Here is a 17046-nt window from a genome sequence, read left to right as displayed (position 1 = left end):
AACGTCTTTTTTTGATACAATAAAGGACGAATAAGGAGGTTTTTATAAGGTGAAAATTCTACTCGTAGATGGAACGATTATCGGCACGAAAACAGGTGTCATTTTAGATCAAGTGAAAGACTATATAGAAGAACTTAATAAAGAGTACACTTTAGAAATTATTCGACTTTCAAATTACGAGCATCAGTTTGTAGATGGACGTCCATTTGAAAACTACAATGATGATATGAAGCTACTTGTGAGTAAATTCGACCAAGCGGATGGTTTTATCATCGCATCACCTATTTTCCAAGGTTCCATACCAGGTGTTTTAAAAAATACATTCGATTTCCTACATCCAAAGTCAATGCGTTACAAACCAGTATCAATCGTGGCAAATGGTGGAACATACCAGCATCATCTTGTAATTGAAAATCAGCTTAAACCGATTTTAGACTATTTTAGATGCCTTGTTACACCTAACTATGTATATACGCATAAAAGCCACTTCGATGAAAATAATGTAATTATCGACAACGATGTACATGATCGTTTGAGAGAGCTCGCTCGTGTATTTGTCCAATACGCTGAAATGAGCAAAAGCCTCTGCAAAGAACCAATTGATGCATATTAAGTTAAGTCAAGATGTCTCGGTAAATAGAGACATCTTTTTTTATGGTGCATTAAACTACGATCCGTAAAATATGTTTGCTTAACAGTTGAAAGTGTATGAGAAAAAAACTATTTATGGAAAAATATCCGATACGAAATTAATAGACACTGGGGAGCAAGTAAATTGAAAACAGAGCAAGTAAATTTATCCAAAGAGCAAGTAAAAGCAGGTGAGCGCAAGTAACCAAAGTTTTCAAATGTTAAATGAACTTTTTCGACTTTGCGATGTCTAATGTATAACAGAACAAGGGGGGTGACAGAGTGGAAGAAGTAGAGATCGCTAAGAAAGCAATTAAAGGAGATGAACAAGCTTTCTTACAGGTAATGCAATTATATAAAGATACATTATATCGAACAGCCTTTGCATTTTTAAAAAATGAACATGATGCACTTGAAGCGATGCAGGAAGTAACTTTTCGAGCTTATCAAAAAATACATACAGTAAAAGAACCGCGCTACGTGAAAACATGGCTAGTTCGGATTATGATGAATTATTGTCAGGATCAGTTGAAAAAAAGTAAAAGATATAGCTCAAGCGAAATAGTACAGGAGATTGGCCATAGCGAAGACACTACTCACTTAGAGATCAACGAAGCAATAGCATCCTTGACGAGCGGTGAACAGCAGCTCATATTTCTAAAGTATTTTCAAAATACAAAAATCAAAGAAATAGCAGAATTAGAAAAAATTCCAGAAGGCACTGTTAAGTCAAGGCTTCATAAAGCACTCAAGTCACTTAGAGATTTTCTATCGGAGAAGGGAGATGCAGACCATGTATGAAATAGAAGAAGAAATGCTTGATAAAACTAGGAAAAGACTAGAACAAGTTGATATACCTGAACAGCTCGTAAATGATGCTATTCAACAGGGAGTACTCCAAGCAAAAAACAAAAAGCGAAAACGTAAAAAGACACTATGGGCTTTCTCTGTTGCAGCAATTCTAATTCTAACCTTTGTGACTTCTATTCGTGTATCGCCGGCATTCGCGAATGCAATTTCTACCATTCCAGGTATGGAGAGGTTCGTTCATCTTATTCAGATCGATAAAGGCATCGAAGCAATCGTGGAAAATGATTATTATGAGGCTATCGGTAAAAGTCAAGTCAAAAATGATATTACGTTTACAGTAGATGGAATTATTATAGATGAAACAGGTGCTGAAATATTTTACACATTGGAGGCTCCTTACTCACTTGAAGGAATGGATTACCCAGGGGTTAAGTTATTTAATAATGGCAAGGAGTTAGTAGCGTCTAGTAGTTATAATTTACCAGACCAGGAACAGGTAAATAGAAAAGTAGACAAATTTAGTCTTGTATTTGTTGAACCAGAACAATTTACAAGTAATGCCCTTGAAGTTCAATTTGAAGTGGAGCAAGATAACAAAATTACTTCTTTTAACGTACCCTTCACACTCAATAATGACATTAAGCAAGGGAAAATATATACGTTAAATGAAACCGTCGAGATAGATGGTCAACAAATTGAAGTAAAAGAAATTGAGGTATACCCACTGAGAGTATCTATAACATTAGAATTTAATAAACAAAACGAAATGAAAATATTACAGTTTGAGGATATGCGATTAGAGGATGAAAACGGCGAAGTATGGAGTTCAATTCAGAGTGGAATATCTGGTCGTGGTGAAAATGCAAAAAGAGAAAGAACGTACTTTTTACAAAGTAATTATTTTAAGGAGCCTAAAGAGCTATATTTAAAATTCGATAAAGTGCAGGCACTCCCGAAAGAGGAAAGTTACTTGCTAGTAGACTTTGCAAAAAAGGAAATCTTGGAGCAACCGTCCCTTAGAAAAGTAGAAGTATTGAACATAAGCAGCAATACTATCGAACTTAAATATCATCCAATTAGAGAAAATCATATGTACTCTTTATTTTCTCAAGGTGAAAACGCTAAAGGCGAGATAGTTGATATACCCGAACAAAGTAATCGGGGCAACGACGAAGAACAACTTTCTATAAATACTTTAAATGAAAAAGATATAATTAACCCCGTTAGACTAGATTTCATTGCATATCCCAACTACTTAGAAGGCTCTGTTTCCATTCAAATAAAATAGAAGCTATAAAACCTTATTATTTCACTCACCATTATGTCAAAACCTCCTATCAATTCATTTGACAGGAGGTTTTTGTATTCATAGTATATTAAATTGTGCAAGAACTAATTTTTGTATCCCAAGAAAAACTCCCCAAGATAGGATGCCCACTATTATCGCCAATACAAAAGGAAATGAGTTCTTTAACATCATATAAACTGCAAGTAGCATAACAATTGTAGCAGGTAATCCAACAAGTACACCTAGTGTAAAGGTTTGAATTTCTCTGCTTGTTTCCCCTTGAAAAGTTAGCCAAAAAATACTCATTAAACTAATAAGGGGAAGGGCAGCGATAATTCCACCATACAATGGAAACCTTCTTGCAAGTTCTGTCACACAAGCAATGATAAAAGCTGAGCTAACGATTTTCATCCACCACATTATTTGACTACCTCACTCAATATCCGGAAAGCTTTTAACACCAAAGCTTGTTCCTCACTCGATAATTTTAATAATGATTGTTGCAATTTTATGTCGTCTAATTCTGTATTTTGCTTTACTACCTCTAATCCTACTGTCGTTAATTGTAAATAGACTTTTCGTTGGTCTTCTTTCAGTCGTTCTTTTATAACCCAACCATTGTATTCAAGCTTTTTCACATGTTCAGATGCAGTATTATGAGAAATATTTAAAGCAATAGCTATATCACTGACTGTAACTAATTCTTCTTTTTGAATAATTTGCAGTATACGAACACTTTGGTGAGAAATGATTTGTTGATGTTTAGGATGTAAATAATAATAAATATCCGTAAAATATTTGTTTAATTCCATAGCAACCTCCATTTATATCGTATAAACGGATTGTATCGTGTTATACGATATAAGTAAAGGAGGATTTTTTGGTCATTATCATATTGACCTTAGGAGACTTGGCATCGTCAACGGAAAGTGTTCCACTACAATGGAAATGAATAGTATTAATTCCTTTCCATTCGATAAAATTACTTTAGTGTTGTTCGATAAATATGCATAAAAAACAGGTGAAGAAAATGCACTTTTCCTTCACCTGTCTATAATTATTTGTCTTTTAAGTAGTTCTGTTCAAATTCATCGAAAGAAATAGGTTTTGAGAAATAATAGCCCTGGAAGTATGTTAGACCAAGAGTATTCAGATAATCGACCTGCTCTTTTGATTCTACACCTTCAGCGAGAACATCGCATTTTAATCCTTTGGCAAGATTCATAAATGTATGTAGAATGAGCTCTGCATTTGTTTCTTTCCCAATCTTATCCACAAAATACTTATCGATTTTCAATTTATCTATTTGAAAATCTACAAGATCTGCTAGCTTTGAATATCCTGTCCCGAAATCATCTAGAGATAAGCGAATTCCATGCTTTCTACAAAATGCAATATTTTCTAATATATTTTGATCAGTTTCTAAGTTTGCATTTTCTGTAATTTCAATATCGACCATTTGGGGTGGAATTCTATAATACTGGATAAAATGAATTAAATCATTAAAAAACTGTCTATTTCCAAGTAGTTTTGGAGTGATATTAATAGCTACTGGTCTATCAAATCCATAATCCTGAATCCATCTAGAAACTTTTGAAAACACCTCGCTGATTAAATACTTCGTTAGTTCCTCAATTCTTCCACTATTATCGGCAATTTCAATAAACTCTGGGGGTGTAATATATCCGTATTTTGGATGAATCCAACGAGTGAGTACCTCTATACCAATTACTTCATTTGTTATAGAATTGAATTGAGGCTGTACAACAAAATGAAGAGATGTATCCCTTAAGTCCCCGTGTAATTCATTTTCAATATTTACCTTTCTTTCTAATTCCTCAATCATGGAGAGTTCAAAGAAACTGAAGTTATTAACATTTCGTTTCTTAGAATCATACATAGCAATATTAGCGTATCGAAACAGTAAATCGGTGTCAGGTGCATCCATAGGATATCTTGAAATTCCAATATTAAGGCTTAGTGGAATAGAGGGCACTGATTTGGATTCGGAAGTTTGTTGGAAATCTTGAATCAGTTTATTAGCTATAACGCTTAGCTGTTCCTTATTTACTTCATCTGTAAATATAACAAACTCATCGCCACCTACACGTGCAACTACTTTATCGATCTCCATACTTTGGTTAAAAAACTTGGCTATTTCTACAAGGAGTGCATCCCCTCGTGCATATCCATACATATCATTTATTAATTTGAAACCATCTAAATCTATGTAAAAAAAGGAAAAAGACTGATTTTTTTTTATTTTGTGTTTGAGAATATCGTAAGTCATTCGTCGATTAGGCAAGTTTGTTAAAAAGTCATAATAAGCAAGACTTCTTAAATCCTTTTCTATATTTTTTCTTTCGGCTATATGGTGAAAAAATACAGACAATCCCCCTTCAGCTCTGGGGTAGGCTTTTACCTCGAACCAAGTAGGTATAGAAGGGATGTAAATTTCCTGCTGTTGAGTTTTTTTCTCCAACATAACCTGTTGGAGGAAAGGGTAAAACTCCGTATCTATTATGGATGGGCTTTCGGAATTAGAATAGTTAAAGCTTGGATGCACTTTGCTTAACAAGGTTTTTCCATACTGGTTTATGTAGGTAACATTCCAATTTTTATCCATCGAAAAGAAAGCATCTGTCATACTTTCTAAAATGCTAGTCGTCTCTGAATTCGATACGACATGCTTTTTATATACCGAATAAATAATAATTGCACCTATTTGGTTCGAAGAAAGCTTCAATTTGTAAGTATGAAATAAATAGCAATATTGATTTTCTTCTATAAGTTCAGTAAATTCCTTTTGAAATTCATCAATTTCACCACGTAGTATCTGTTGGATAGAATCTAATTGCTCGTAGTTATGAGTCGACTCCAATAAATCTATGAAGCTAGAATTTTCTGTCATAAGTTGGTTATATTCGTTCGTGTGATTAAACTTATTCCACGCATTATTCTTATTTAATATCTTGCCGGTTTCGTCCAGAACGATGATTAAATCTTCCGACGTGCTTAATATTGTTTTTGTAAAAGGATGAATTGCATCCAACTATTTCACCTCCAAAGTTCCATATTACTATGTCAATAATATCATTTATTGACTAAAGTTTGTGAGAAAAAAGTAATGTCATCACAAATAAATTGTGAAAATGTGATCCAATATAATATACTTACAATATTTTATAGTAAAAAGAGGACAAAATTAATGAAAAATAACGGAAAGTTAAGAATTCTATAATCAGTTTTTAAAAAAACACATCAAATCCTTATTATAGGAATTTGATGTGTAGCTGATTTACCTTATTTTAAGTTTAATTTTTTCAATGCATCTGCAAGTGCAGTGTTTACAGGTTCTTCCTCTTGATCTTGTTTCTTTAAATACTTTTGTACATCGCGTTTATCGACTTTACCGCCTGAATTTTTTCTGCGACGCTCGAAAGCGGAAAGTTTTTCACGATATCCACATTTACAAGTGAAGATTTGGCCTTCACCTTCACCGCGCAATTCCAGTTTTTTCTTACATTGTGGACAGCGAGCATTGGTTACTCTTGCTACGTTTTTGCGGTGGCCACATTCGCGGTCCTGACAAACTAGCATTTTTCCTTTTTTTCCATTCACTTCAAGCATAGGCTTACCACAGTCTGGACAGCTTTTGGTTGAAATATTATCATGCTTGAATTTCTTATCACTATTTTTGATATTGCTAACAATTGTTTTTGTATAAGTTTTCATTTCATTGATAAATACGTTTTTACTCAATTTACCTTTTGCAATGGCATCCAGTTTTTGCTCCCATTCAGCTGTAAGGGCAGGGGTTTTCAAGTCCTCTGGAACTAATTCAAGCAATTGTTTCCCTTTGGAGGTTAGGTAAATATCCTTCCCTTTTTTCTCCATTAGAAATGAGTTGAATAGTTTTTCAATAATATCCGCTCTTGTAGCTACTGTTCCTAAGCCACCTGTTTTATCTAGTGTTTTTGCTAGTTCCTTATCTTGTGTACCCATATATTTTGCTGGATTTTCCATTGCTGTTAGTAAAGATCCTTCATTAAATCTAGCAGGTGCTTTCGTTTGACCAGAAGTCTCTGCTACTAATTTAACAGATAATTTATCGCCTTTGTTTATGCTAGGAAGTAGTTGTTCTTTCATGTCTTCCGTATTTTCGTCCTCATCAAAACGATTTTCATAAACTTCCTTCCAACCTGAAGAAAGAATCGTTTTTCCTTTTGCTACAAATATTTCATCTCCTATTGATGCTTTGACCGTAATTTGTTCATATTCAAAAGGAGGATAAAGTACTGATATAAAGCGTTTAATAACTAGATCATAAATCTTACGTTCTTTGTCTGTAAAGTTAGATTGGATCACTGTTTCTTCAGTTGGAATAATTGCATGGTGATCGGAAACTTTACTGTTATCTACAAATGCTTTGGTCGCTTTGATAGGCTTTTGTAATACTTTATTTGCAAAAGGTCTATATTGCCCGATGCCGCATGACTTTAAACGTTCTGGAAGTGTCTCTACTATATCACTCGAAATATATCTTGAATCAGTACGAGGATACGTTAGTACTTTATGTCGCTCATACAAAGTTTGCATAATGCCAAGCGTTTCTTTTGCTGAATAACCAAATATTTTATTGGCATCGCGTTGTAATTCAGTTAAATCATAGAGCTGAGGAGCAAAGCTTTTCTTTTGTTTTTTATCGACTTCTACGATTGTCCCTTGCTTTTTATCCACTTTGGAAACAATTTGTTGCACTTTTTCTTTAGAGAATGTTCTGGAGTCATTCGTTTGTTTATCCACCCATGTAAGCTTTAACTTTTGGTCCGTATGTGCTTCCACTCCGTAATATGTTTTTGGTTTGAAATTTCGTATTTCATCTTCTCTTTGTGCAATAATAGCGACAGTAGGAGTCTGCACACGTCCGCAAGAAAGCTGTGCATTGAATTTACTAGTAAGTGCACGGGTCGCATTTAGTCCGATATACCAATCAGCCTCAGACCTTGCAACTGCTGCATGGTATAAGTTTTCATAAGCCTTTCCTGGCTTTAGATTTTGGAATCCTTCTCTAATAGCTTTATCTGTAACTGATGAAATCCAAAGTCGTTTAACTGGCTTGTTTACCTTTGCTTTTTCAATAATCCATCTGGCAACTAATTCACCTTCACGACCAGCGTCGGTTGCAATGATAATATCACTTACATCTGTACGTACTAATTGGCTTTTGACCGCATTATATTGCTTGCCAGTTTGTTTGATAACGACTAGCTTTAAGTCATTTGGAAGCATTGGTAAATCATCCAAATTCCAAGTTTTATATTTTGCATCATAACTTTCTGGATCTGCTAATGTTACTAAATGCCCTAATGCCCATGTGACGATATATTTGTCACCTTCTAAAAAACCATTTCCTTTTTTATGACATTTCAGTACATTTGCGATATCTCGAGCTACAGAGGGCTTCTCTGCAATTACTACACTTTTCTTCATTTTATAACATCCCTTCGAACTACCATTAAAAATTAATATATCATACAATATTAACGTTTGCAGTGATAGACATACAGTGGAAAACTAATGGGACTCTATAGTAAACTTTTATTGACTGAAAAACTAATTCACACTACAATGAGTAGTGAGGTGGATAAATCATGTTGATTCGAAAATTTAAAATTAACGAAAGTGGATTGAATCGTTTTTTTGGACCTCTTGAAGCGAAAATTATGGATATTTTATGGAATGACGTGGAAATGACGATAAAAGATGTTCAGCAAGTTTTGGATAAGGAAAAGATGACCAATTTCAATACGGTTATGACGGTTATGAACCGATTAGTTGAAAAGGGGATTCTGGAGAAACGGGCAGAGGGTAGATCGTCTCTTTATAAACCAGTTCAATCACGAGTAGAGTTTTTAAGTGAGCAGTCAAAGGAAATGACAAATGAATTAATGGATGAATTCGGAAACGTTGTTGTCAGTCATATGCTAGATGCGCTAGAAGACGTAGATGATGATCTTGTTGCAAAGCTCGAGCAAAAAATTAAAGAATTGAAAAAGGAAATGTAGTTTATGTCTAAACGTCAATCATCTTTTATATTTTTCTTGTCACTTGTCATTTCGGGAACAATTTTTATCCAAATGGCTTTATATGTCCTATCTCTATTAGCTGGCTGGAACGTCAAATTTAATATTGTGGAAGTTTGTCATAGTTGGATGAAAGCAATCGGATTCTCTTCGCTTGAATATGTGCTTGATGCACTCGTAATCTATACGTTCTTATTTTCCATTTGGCATATAGGATCTCAATTTTTCTATGCTTCACGCTTAAAAAACCATTTTGAGCAATATAAAGATAATTTGCTTACGAATAATATGAACCAAACATATGGTAGTAAGAAAAAAGATTTTCTCATCGTTTCGAATCCTGCACCAATAGCAATAACAATGGGATTTATTTGTCCTAAGATTGTTATATCGACAGGGTTGATAAACTTACTAACAGATGAAGAGTTAAAAGCTGTCGTTTCTCATGAAATATATCATAAGGAAAATCGTGATCCACTGAAAATATTTTTACTTTCACTTTGCGCATCCACAATTGGGTATATCCCGATTCTAAAGTGGTTCAATCATCAATATAGAATCATTCAGGAAGTATTGGCAGATGAGTTTGCTATAAAAAAACAAGAGACATCTGTAAACTTGGGTAGTGCATTATTGAAAATGTTAAAGGTTGGCAAGCAAGAAAAAATGCCATTTGCTTATGCATCATTTGCGGACACATCTTTAAATTACCGGATTGAGTATATGTTAGATCCATTAAAGGATGTTCAGTGGAAGGTTCCATTGAAAAAAGCATTTTTGTCATTGGCAATATTTATTTTAATATGTGTATTTTTTATTTACGCTCTTGCGTAAATTTTTACCCAATTACACTACATAATGTAGTTTTAACTTAATCAGAGGAGTGTTTTATTTGTCTAAGAAATTATTTTGGTTCATCGGTGTAGTGGCAGTATGTCTTATTGCCATAGTTATGTTAACGAATGCTAAAGAAGATGCAGTAGTAATAGATTACGAGGGGCAACCATTTCTAGGAGAAGAGTCTGCACCAGTTGAGATAGTTGAATTTGGTGATTATAAATGTCCACACTGTGGGGAGTTTAATAACACACTCCTTCCAATGATCAACCAAGAATTAGTGGAAACAGGGAAAGCGAAATTTTACTTTATGAATTATTCGTTTATCGCAGCAGATTCAACTACGTCGGCTCAATTTGGGGAAACTGTTTACCAGGAACTAGGTAATGAAAGATTTTGGGAGTTCCATCATCTCCTATTCGCAAATCAAACTAACGAGTCTGGACAAGAGAATTTGATGTCAGAGGAGTTTTTGAGTGCGGTTTTAGCAGAAGTTGCAACTCAGGAAGAAGTTGAAAAAGTGAAGCTTGCTTTCAGTGAAGGGAAAGCAAAAGAAGCTTGGGATAAAGATATGAGTACGGCAAATAATCTAGGTGTCAATTCGACGCCAACAATTTATATTGATGGTAAAGAATTTACTGGACAAACAATGGATGACTTTGTGGAAATGGTAGATGAGTCTAAAGATGGTAAATAAGCCGCTACTCTTAGCGTGGATAACATCGATTATAGCGATGGTAGGTAGTTTATTTTTTAGCGAGCGGATGGGGTTTATACCATGTACGCTCTGCTGGTATCAGCGAATTTTGATGTATCCACTTGTCATTTTCTTAGGTATCGCTTTTTACCAAAATGACGCAAAAGTTTATAAGTATATTCTCCCGTTGTCAGTGATTGGGATGTTAGTGTCTAGTTATCATTATGCATTGCAGAAAATTCCTTCTTTAAGTGAGTTCAGTGCATGTACAAACGGAGTTCCGTGTTCCGGACAATATATTAATTTGTTTGGTTTTGTAACAATTCCATTTCTGGCACTCATTGCATTCACATTAATAACTGGGATGATGCTAGTGCTAGGCAAACGCAAGTAATTCATTAAAGAAGGGACAGATCTAAGATGGATAAAAAGAAAAAACGCTTCTACATGCGTACAATTATTTTAGCTTTTATGGTAGTGGCGATTGTTTTTACTATTTATACAAATTTAACGAAGGAGAGAACCGCGTTAATACAGGTTGGGGATGATGCTCCAGATTTTGCCCTTGTGGATATGAATGGAGAAAAACATCAACTATCCGATTATAAAGGCCAAGGAGTCTTTTTAAACTTCTGGGGAACCTGGTGTAAACCATGTGAAAGAGAATTCCCACTAATGGATAAACAATATCAAGTTTATAAAGACCAAGGACTAGAAATATTGGCAGTAAATATAGGAGAGTCTGATTTTGCCGTTCAAAAATTTATAGATCGCAAAGGATTAAGTTTTCCAGTACTTATCGATGACAACAAAAGTGTGATGGAAACTTACAAGATTAATCCTTTGCCAACCACGTTACTTATCAACCCTGAAGGTAAAATTGAGAAAGTCATCACCGGGGAAATGAGCGAAGAAATGATCAAGGAATACATGGAACAAATTATCCCTATTTAATTTGATCGATAAATCTTAATACGTTAGAGTTTGCCTCCGAAAAAGAAACGTCGGAGGCATATTTTTTAAAGAATAAGTATTTAAAAATGTCCTTTCAACAAACGGTATTATCACTATATTAACTTTGACTACTATTATCATCTAAGCGATAGGCTATGCAATATCTTATAACCTGCGTACTACACATTCTATTGATTGCAGTGGAGAGCGTCCCTGAAATGGAAATCAATTTTGGGGTTCTGTCCCAGCCTCTATCACTAAAAATTCACTCGGTAATCTTATAACAAAACGTTTGTCCAAAGCCCTTCGGAAACGATAGAAACAGGTTTTGAACTTAAAGGACCGGGGATTTTTATTGCCCGATTTTTCTTATATAGTTATTAAGACTCAGTACCGCTTAATTTTCATAAAAATTAATTTGAGCCTTTGTGCGTACTTACTTTATGACAATAGTAAGTTTGAATATTTTGTGAAAATGGTAAAATGTTAAGAAGGATAACTATATGGGAAGAGGTGGAAGAGATGACATTTGTAAGAGCTACTGGTAATGGTGCCTCCAATGTAATGGCTGAGATAGAGCAAAGAAAGCGTGCCTTTAACCGAAAAGATGTAGGACAAGCTTATCGTAAAAATGCTGCGTATTATGAGCCTAAAAAAAATCCTACATTAGCAGAGTTGGAGGATTTGTTACTTGGAAATAAGGAAAAAGAAAGCGTTTCCGCTGAAATGAATGTAGCAATTAAAGAGTACCAGCAAATAGAGAAAAACAAAAATATGCTAGACATTAAAGGACCTACTTTGCCTGTGCAAACAATTGGAGGACCAACACCCGAAAAAACGATTGAACTATTGGAAAAAGTTCGAAGTTCTGCTCTTGCTACTGATGAACCGACTCCACAAGACTTACGGCTAGCGGCTAATGCCACTGCGAAAATTCAAAACGTCCAGTCGCAAATTACACTAAACCAAGAAGCGACTAGACAAATTGAACTTGAAGCTAAAAGGCAAAGAGAAGATGAGGCAGCAGTATCCAATCGTTCTGTTCAATCGGACTTTCAATCTCCTAAAGTTCTGAGCGAGAATCTACAAAAAAGAAGGTTTATTGAACAAGCAATTGCGAAATACGCATTTCAAGTACACATGAAAAAATATGGATTTACAGACCAACAGCCAAGTTTCTTCCGTATAGCTTAAGAAAGGGCACTCACGAATATGAGCAAAAAACTAAAAACGAATGCAGTTCGTAAATTAGAACAGCAGAAAATTACGTTCGAATCAATTGAATATGAGCTTACTGGCGATCAAGTAGACGGGGTAACTGTAGCGGATAAAATAGGCTACCCCGTTTTAGTTGTATATAAAACATTACTTGTTACTGCTGGAACCAATAAATATTATGTTTGTATTATTCCTGTCCATAAAGAGTTGAATTTAAAAGAAGTAGCTAAAGCGGTAGGGGAGAAAAAAGTGGAGTTGTTACCGCTGAAAGAACTGCAACCGACGACTGGATATATTCGAGGTGGATGTTCCCCGATTGGGATGAAAAAACTATTTCCAACATGGATAGACTCAAGTGCAGAGAACTTGGATTTCGTCCTTGTAAGTGGTGGGAAAATCGGTCTTCAGGTAAAACTAAGCGTCCAAGATTTGCTTCAACTCACGAATGGTCGAATTGCAACAATTATTAAAATGTAATCATTTCTTTAAAACATCGTTATAATTGACCTACTATATATTGGAGACTTTTATTGGTTTTCGAGAAACAGGAAGTAGGTAAAGTAATATGAAGCAATTAGTTTGGCGTTGGATATTTTTTGTTAGTGGAGTCACAACGATGGCTTTGGGAATTTCGATGACCATAAAGGGACAGCGATTTGGAATTGGACCATGGGATGTATTTCATGTTGGTTTATATAATCATCTAGGTTTAACTATTGGTTCTTGGGCAATTTTGACGGGTATTATCATTGTGTTGATCACGATGATTGGAACGAAGAAATTTCCACAGCTTGGAACATGGTTAAATATTCTTTTTATAGGGTCCTTTATTGATGTGTTCAACTGGCTATTGCCTGATATCACAAGTTACATAGGTCAACTAATTATATTTGTTATTGGAATTGTTATAACGGCAGTGGGTGTAGGGGTGTATGTTTCTCCAAACGTTGGAGCGGGTCCACGCGATTCTCTTATGCTGCTGCTCATGGCGAAAACGGGCTGGAGTATTAAAAAGGTGCGTACCGGTATTGAAATAATTGTGGCGCTAGCAGGCTGGGCACTTGGTGGACCAGTGGGATTAGGTACTATTATTATTGCTTTATTGCTTGGTCAGATAGTTCACTATTCATTGCCATTGTCACAAAAGCTATTATATAAGATCTCCGGTTATACATTGCCGTATGTTAAGAAGAGTGTGGAAAATCAATCCTGATTTTCGCACTCTTTTTCATATTTTACTAGTATGGTGCATATAGTATTTCTTGAAGGAATGATAGGGAGGATGATGCTATGAACGGGATAATTACTCATTATATGGGAAGGTCATATACAGGACAAGGTGTGAAAAGCTTTTACAAGGAAATTATTCAAGAAGCAAACAAAGTATATTTCTTTAAAGGACCGACTACCTATCGACTGACAGACATATTTAAGGAAATAGGCTATACGGCAGTACGTCGTGGTAAAAATATGGAGTGGTTTTATGATCCAATGCATGAGGATCTGTTGGAGGGTATATATATAAATGAAACAAAAACACTCTACGTACAAGCTGACACTGTCGATCCCACTTATTATGGAGCAGGGCATGAATGGGTTCCCTATTATGAAACGTATAATGATCGGAAACTCCGTGAGATAGGTCCAATAGTAAAAGAAAAGCAGATTAGTAATGATATATGGCTAACAAAAGGACTTCAAGCATTATCCAGAGCAAAAAAAATTCATGATGAATGGGAACAGCTTATACAGGTAGCCATCAGCTGGGACGGGATAAACGAATTGCTTGAAGAGCGATCAAAGAAAAATATCGGTAATATTCAACTCCAAAAGAATCCAAAGGTAACACATCGTTTAATGGGTTCTCTTACTCCACTTGGGGCCAAGGATACACTAGAGTCTATTTCAAAAAATTTAAAAACTAGATTGTATATAAAGGGGTTACCGGGTAGCGGGAAATCTTCTTTTATGAAGAAGTTTGGTGAAGTAGCAAAACTGCATGGTTTGGATGTTCGGTATATTTGGTGTGGACTTGATGCAAATAGTGTAGACGGGATAGTGATTCCAGAACTCCAATTATGTGTTGTGGATGCGACAAGCCCTCATGTCTATGAGCCAGAGCGCAATGGAGATGAAATTATCGATTTCTTCCAACATATAGACAAAACAATGTTAGATGAGGGTAAAATAGCAGAAGTGAGAAATCGTTATGCAAGCGAAATGGAGCTTGCTCAAGATTATCTATGTACGTACGCAGGAGAATCCAAAATGATCAAGATGCTGTACGATTCAGCCATTGAAGAGGATAAGTGGAGTGAATTGCAGGAGAAAATGCTTGAAACGATTAGATGAATACAAGTGATTCCAACTAACAGAAGCAACTATTTAAAACCACCACTGCGGTGGTTTTAATAGTTGCTTTATTTTCCTCAATCCCTTTTGCATGGTAAGATAGAATAGAATATTACCCGTGAAAGGATGAAGAACATGTCTAACGTATTAAATAACTTTTTATCCGAAAACTTAAATGAATTAAAAAGCCAAGGTTTATATAATGAAATCGACCCTGTAGAAGGTCCAAATGGGGCGAAAATAAGTGTAAAAGGCTCTGAGCTCATTAATCTATCATCTAATAACTATTTAGGACTTGCGACAAATCCAGAGCTTAAACAAATTGCCAAAGATGCAGTGGACAAGTATGGAGTTGGAGCAGGAGCTGTACGTACGATTAATGGTACGCTGGATCTTCATGTGAAGTTAGAGCAAAAGCTAGCTGAATTCAAAGGAACAGAAGCTGCTATATCGTACCAATCAGGCTTCAACTGTAATATGGCAGCAATTTCTGCAGTGATGGACAAAAACGATGCAATACTGTCGGACCAACTAAACCATGCATCTATTATTGACGGATGTCGACTGTCACGTGCGAAAATTATCCCGTTTAATCACTCTGACATGGATGATTTACGTGCAAAAGCAAAGGCAGCAACAGAGTCTGGACAATACAATAAAGTAATGGTAATTACAGACGGTGTTTTCTCCATGGATGGAGATATTGCAAAGCTTCCAGAAATCGTGGCAATTGCAAAGGAATTTGATCTAATCACTTATGTAGATGATGCACATGGCTCAGGCGTAACTGGTAAAGGAAAGGGAACCGTGAAGCAATTCGGTTTAGAAAAAGAAATCGACTTCCAAATTGGTACACTTTCCAAGGCCATCGGAGTCGTAGGTGGATACGTTGCGGGTAAAAAGGATTTAATCGACTGGTTAAAGGTTCGTTCACGTCCATTTTTATTCTCCACAGCATTACCACCTGGTGATGTAGCGGCAATAACGGCAGCAGTTCAAATGATTATCGATTCCACTGAATTGCACGACAAGCTTTGGGAAAACGGTGACTACTTAAAAGCAGGTTTATCGAAACTTGGCTTTGACATCGGTGCATCCGAAACACCAATCACACCATGTATTATCGGAGACGAAAAACTAACTCAGGCCTTCTCCAAACGACTATTTGAAGAAGGTGTCTATGCAAAATCTATTGTTTTCCCAACTGTACCAAAAGGAACAGGTCGCGTACGCAACATGCCAACCGCAGCTCATACAAAAGAAATGTTGGATGAAGCCATAGCTGTTTACGAGAAGGTTGGTAGGGAGCTTGGGGTAATTAAATAATTATAAAAAGAGGCCGAGACAGAACCCAAAAACAGCATTTTTCTCTGTGAGAAAAATGCTGTTTTTTTGCTGTGCACAAAATTGATTTCCATTCCAGGGACGCTTTCCACGGGCGTGGCCTGAGCCTGTAGTCTCAGGCGTCACGCTATTCCCGTAGGAGTCGCCCCTCCATTCCAATCAATTTTATTAAATATCCATTATTTAGTAAAGGTTTCTCCTTATCCAATAAAATTTCTACTTCTGTCCCAGCCTGTTTTTTATGTGGAAGAAGGTTTAAAGATGATGAAAGAAGAATGATTAGTTATAGGTATATAAAAAAAGGGGATAAAAAAATGTTTATGAGAAACTCTGCAAAGGCAGTTATAATCAAAGACGATAAACTGTTGACGATTAAATTATATGAAAACGACGAAACATATTATATTTTGCCAGGTGGAGGTCAAGAGCCAGGTGAGAATCTTCAGCAAACAATTGAAAGGGAATGCATGGAGGAGTTGGGTGCGGAGGTTACAATTGGTGAATTATTATTTGTACGTGAATATATCGGAAAAAACCATGAATTATCTGCAAAACATGGTAAATATCATCAAATAGAATTTATGTTTTTATGTAGCGTTGATCGGGACCGATTTGAAAACGGTGTAATACCAGACCAAGGACAAGTAGGGATAGAATGGCTATCTATACAGTCATTAATGGAACATAATTTTTTCCCAAAAGCATTGAGAGTACATATAATTTCTTATTTAAATAATGGGAAAGCTCCTATTTATGTTGGGGATATTAATTGAGCTGCGATTTCAGCAACCAATGCACTACAGGGCTATCACTTACGTTGATGGCTATTT

At 35.6% G+C, this 17046-nt stretch carries 18 protein-coding genes; 14 read left to right on the top strand and 4 right to left on the bottom strand.

Going from position 1 to position 17046, the window contains the following annotated elements:
- Positions 1 to 49 precede the first annotated feature (49 nt).
- The 3 genes from MKY37_RS07065 (at position 50) to MKY37_RS07055 (ending at position 2728) form a co-directional block, all read left to right on the top strand.
- On the top strand, positions 50 to 613 hold the full coding sequence (locus MKY37_RS07065; protein WP_340775329.1) for an NADPH-dependent FMN reductase: 564 nt from the start codon (positions 50 to 52) through the stop codon (positions 611 to 613).
- Positions 614 to 912: 299 nt separating this feature from the next.
- Positions 913 to 1431, top strand: a complete 519-nt coding sequence (locus tag MKY37_RS07060; protein WP_340775326.1) for a sigma-70 family RNA polymerase sigma factor — start codon at positions 913 to 915, stop codon at positions 1429 to 1431.
- On the top strand, positions 1424 to 2728 hold the full coding sequence (locus tag MKY37_RS07055; RefSeq protein WP_340775324.1) for a DUF4179 domain-containing protein: 1305 nt from the start codon (positions 1424 to 1426) through the stop codon (positions 2726 to 2728). Before MKY37_RS07060 ends, MKY37_RS07055 begins: the two co-directional genes overlap by 8 nt.
- Positions 2729 to 2806: 78 nt before the next feature.
- Here the strand turns inward: MKY37_RS07055 and MKY37_RS07050 are convergent, their stop codons facing one another.
- The 4 genes from MKY37_RS07050 to MKY37_RS07035 form a co-directional block, all read right to left on the bottom strand.
- Complete coding sequence (locus MKY37_RS07050) at positions 2807 to 3148, bottom strand: DUF3147 family protein (RefSeq protein WP_340775323.1); 342 nt, start codon at positions 3146 to 3148, stop codon at positions 2807 to 2809.
- On the bottom strand, positions 3148 to 3540 hold the full coding sequence (locus MKY37_RS07045; RefSeq protein WP_340775321.1) for a MarR family transcriptional regulator: 393 nt from the start codon (positions 3538 to 3540) through the stop codon (positions 3148 to 3150). The genes MKY37_RS07050 and MKY37_RS07045 overlap by 1 nt, the downstream gene beginning before the upstream one ends.
- Positions 3541 to 3785: 245 nt before the next feature.
- Positions 3786 to 5780 (bottom strand): sensor domain-containing protein, encoded by a 1995-nt coding sequence (locus MKY37_RS07040; protein ID WP_340775317.1) that lies wholly within the window; start codon positions 5778 to 5780, stop codon positions 3786 to 3788.
- A 251-nt stretch (positions 5781 to 6031) separates the two neighbouring features.
- Positions 6032 to 8221, bottom strand: a complete 2190-nt coding sequence (locus tag MKY37_RS07035) for a DNA topoisomerase III (protein ID WP_340775315.1) — start codon at positions 8219 to 8221, stop codon at positions 6032 to 6034.
- Between the two features lie 161 nt (positions 8222 to 8382).
- Between MKY37_RS07035 and MKY37_RS07030 the strand changes: the two genes are divergently transcribed.
- From MKY37_RS07030 to MKY37_RS06980, 11 genes are all read left to right on the top strand, one after another.
- The gene (locus tag MKY37_RS07030) at positions 8383 to 8796 is read left to right on the top strand and encodes a BlaI/MecI/CopY family transcriptional regulator (protein ID WP_340775313.1); all 414 of its coding nucleotides are present in this window, start codon (positions 8383 to 8385) and stop codon (positions 8794 to 8796) included.
- Positions 8797 to 8799: 3 nt separating this feature from the next.
- Entirely contained in the window at positions 8800 to 9648 is an 849-nt protein-coding gene (locus tag MKY37_RS07025) for a M56 family metallopeptidase (protein ID WP_340775311.1), read from the top strand.
- A 49-nt stretch (positions 9649 to 9697) separates the two neighbouring features.
- Positions 9698 to 10348: a DsbA family protein gene (locus MKY37_RS07020; protein ID WP_445323020.1), complete on the top strand. Its 651-nt coding sequence runs from the start codon at positions 9698 to 9700 to the stop codon at positions 10346 to 10348.
- Complete coding sequence (locus tag MKY37_RS07015) at positions 10326 to 10742, top strand: disulfide oxidoreductase (RefSeq protein WP_340775306.1); 417 nt, start codon at positions 10326 to 10328, stop codon at positions 10740 to 10742. The genes MKY37_RS07020 and MKY37_RS07015 overlap by 23 nt, the downstream gene beginning before the upstream one ends.
- 26 nt (positions 10743 to 10768) lie before the next feature.
- The gene (resA, locus tag MKY37_RS07010) at positions 10769 to 11302 is read left to right on the top strand and encodes a thiol-disulfide oxidoreductase ResA (RefSeq protein WP_340775304.1); all 534 of its coding nucleotides are present in this window, start codon (positions 10769 to 10771) and stop codon (positions 11300 to 11302) included.
- A gap of 522 nt (positions 11303 to 11824) precedes the next feature.
- Complete coding sequence (locus tag MKY37_RS07005) at positions 11825 to 12496, top strand: hypothetical protein (protein WP_340775302.1); 672 nt, start codon at positions 11825 to 11827, stop codon at positions 12494 to 12496.
- An 18-nt stretch (positions 12497 to 12514) separates the two neighbouring features.
- Entirely contained in the window at positions 12515 to 12997 is a 483-nt protein-coding gene (gene ybaK, locus MKY37_RS07000) for a Cys-tRNA(Pro) deacylase (RefSeq protein ID WP_340775300.1), read from the top strand.
- A gap of 88 nt (positions 12998 to 13085) precedes the next feature.
- Positions 13086 to 13733: a YczE/YyaS/YitT family protein gene (locus tag MKY37_RS06995; RefSeq protein WP_340775298.1), complete on the top strand. Its 648-nt coding sequence runs from the start codon at positions 13086 to 13088 to the stop codon at positions 13731 to 13733.
- 77 nt (positions 13734 to 13810) lie between these two features.
- Positions 13811 to 14872, top strand: a complete 1062-nt coding sequence (locus MKY37_RS06990) for a hypothetical protein (RefSeq protein WP_340775296.1) — start codon at positions 13811 to 13813, stop codon at positions 14870 to 14872.
- Positions 14873 to 15007: 135 nt separating this feature from the next.
- Positions 15008 to 16198: a glycine C-acetyltransferase gene (locus tag MKY37_RS06985; protein WP_340775293.1), complete on the top strand. Its 1191-nt coding sequence runs from the start codon at positions 15008 to 15010 to the stop codon at positions 16196 to 16198.
- A gap of 332 nt (positions 16199 to 16530) precedes the next feature.
- Entirely contained in the window at positions 16531 to 16989 is a 459-nt protein-coding gene (locus tag MKY37_RS06980; protein ID WP_340775290.1) for an NUDIX domain-containing protein, read from the top strand.
- Positions 16990 to 17046 lie beyond the last annotated feature (57 nt).

This window comes from Psychrobacillus sp. FSL K6-2836, assembly GCF_038003085.1.
Lineage (GTDB): Bacteria > Bacillota > Bacilli > Bacillales_A > Planococcaceae > Psychrobacillus.
This window is presented reverse-complemented; position numbering and strand designations above follow the sequence as displayed.

Excerpts from the sequence above, each read along its gene's own strand:
- MKY37_RS07055 (WP_340775324.1), top strand. The coding sequence starts at position 1,424 with ATGTATGAAATAGAAGAAGAAATGCTTGATAAAACTAGGAAAAGACTA.
- MKY37_RS07050 (WP_340775323.1), bottom strand. The coding sequence starts at position 3,148 with ATGTGGTGGATGAAAATCGTTAGCTCAGCTTTTATCATTGCTTGTGTG.
- MKY37_RS07045 (WP_340775321.1), bottom strand. The coding sequence starts at position 3,540 with ATGGAATTAAACAAATATTTTACGGATATTTATTATTATTTACATCCT.
- MKY37_RS07035 (WP_340775315.1), bottom strand. The coding sequence starts at position 8,221 with ATGAAGAAAAGTGTAGTAATTGCAGAGAAGCCCTCTGTAGCTCGAGAT.
- MKY37_RS07030 (WP_340775313.1), top strand. The coding sequence starts at position 8,383 with ATGTTGATTCGAAAATTTAAAATTAACGAAAGTGGATTGAATCGTTTT.
- MKY37_RS07025 (WP_340775311.1), top strand. The coding sequence starts at position 8,800 with ATGTCTAAACGTCAATCATCTTTTATATTTTTCTTGTCACTTGTCATT.
- MKY37_RS07015 (WP_340775306.1), top strand. The coding sequence starts at position 10,326 with ATGAGTCTAAAGATGGTAAATAAGCCGCTACTCTTAGCGTGGATAACA.
- resA (WP_340775304.1), top strand. The coding sequence starts at position 10,769 with ATGGATAAAAAGAAAAAACGCTTCTACATGCGTACAATTATTTTAGCT.
- MKY37_RS07005 (WP_340775302.1), top strand. The coding sequence starts at position 11,825 with ATGACATTTGTAAGAGCTACTGGTAATGGTGCCTCCAATGTAATGGCT.
- ybaK (WP_340775300.1), top strand. The coding sequence starts at position 12,515 with ATGAGCAAAAAACTAAAAACGAATGCAGTTCGTAAATTAGAACAGCAG.
- MKY37_RS06995 (WP_340775298.1), top strand. The coding sequence starts at position 13,086 with ATGAAGCAATTAGTTTGGCGTTGGATATTTTTTGTTAGTGGAGTCACA.
- MKY37_RS06990 (WP_340775296.1), top strand. The coding sequence starts at position 13,811 with ATGAACGGGATAATTACTCATTATATGGGAAGGTCATATACAGGACAA.
- MKY37_RS06985 (WP_340775293.1), top strand. The coding sequence starts at position 15,008 with ATGTCTAACGTATTAAATAACTTTTTATCCGAAAACTTAAATGAATTA.
- MKY37_RS06980 (WP_340775290.1), top strand. The coding sequence starts at position 16,531 with ATGTTTATGAGAAACTCTGCAAAGGCAGTTATAATCAAAGACGATAAA.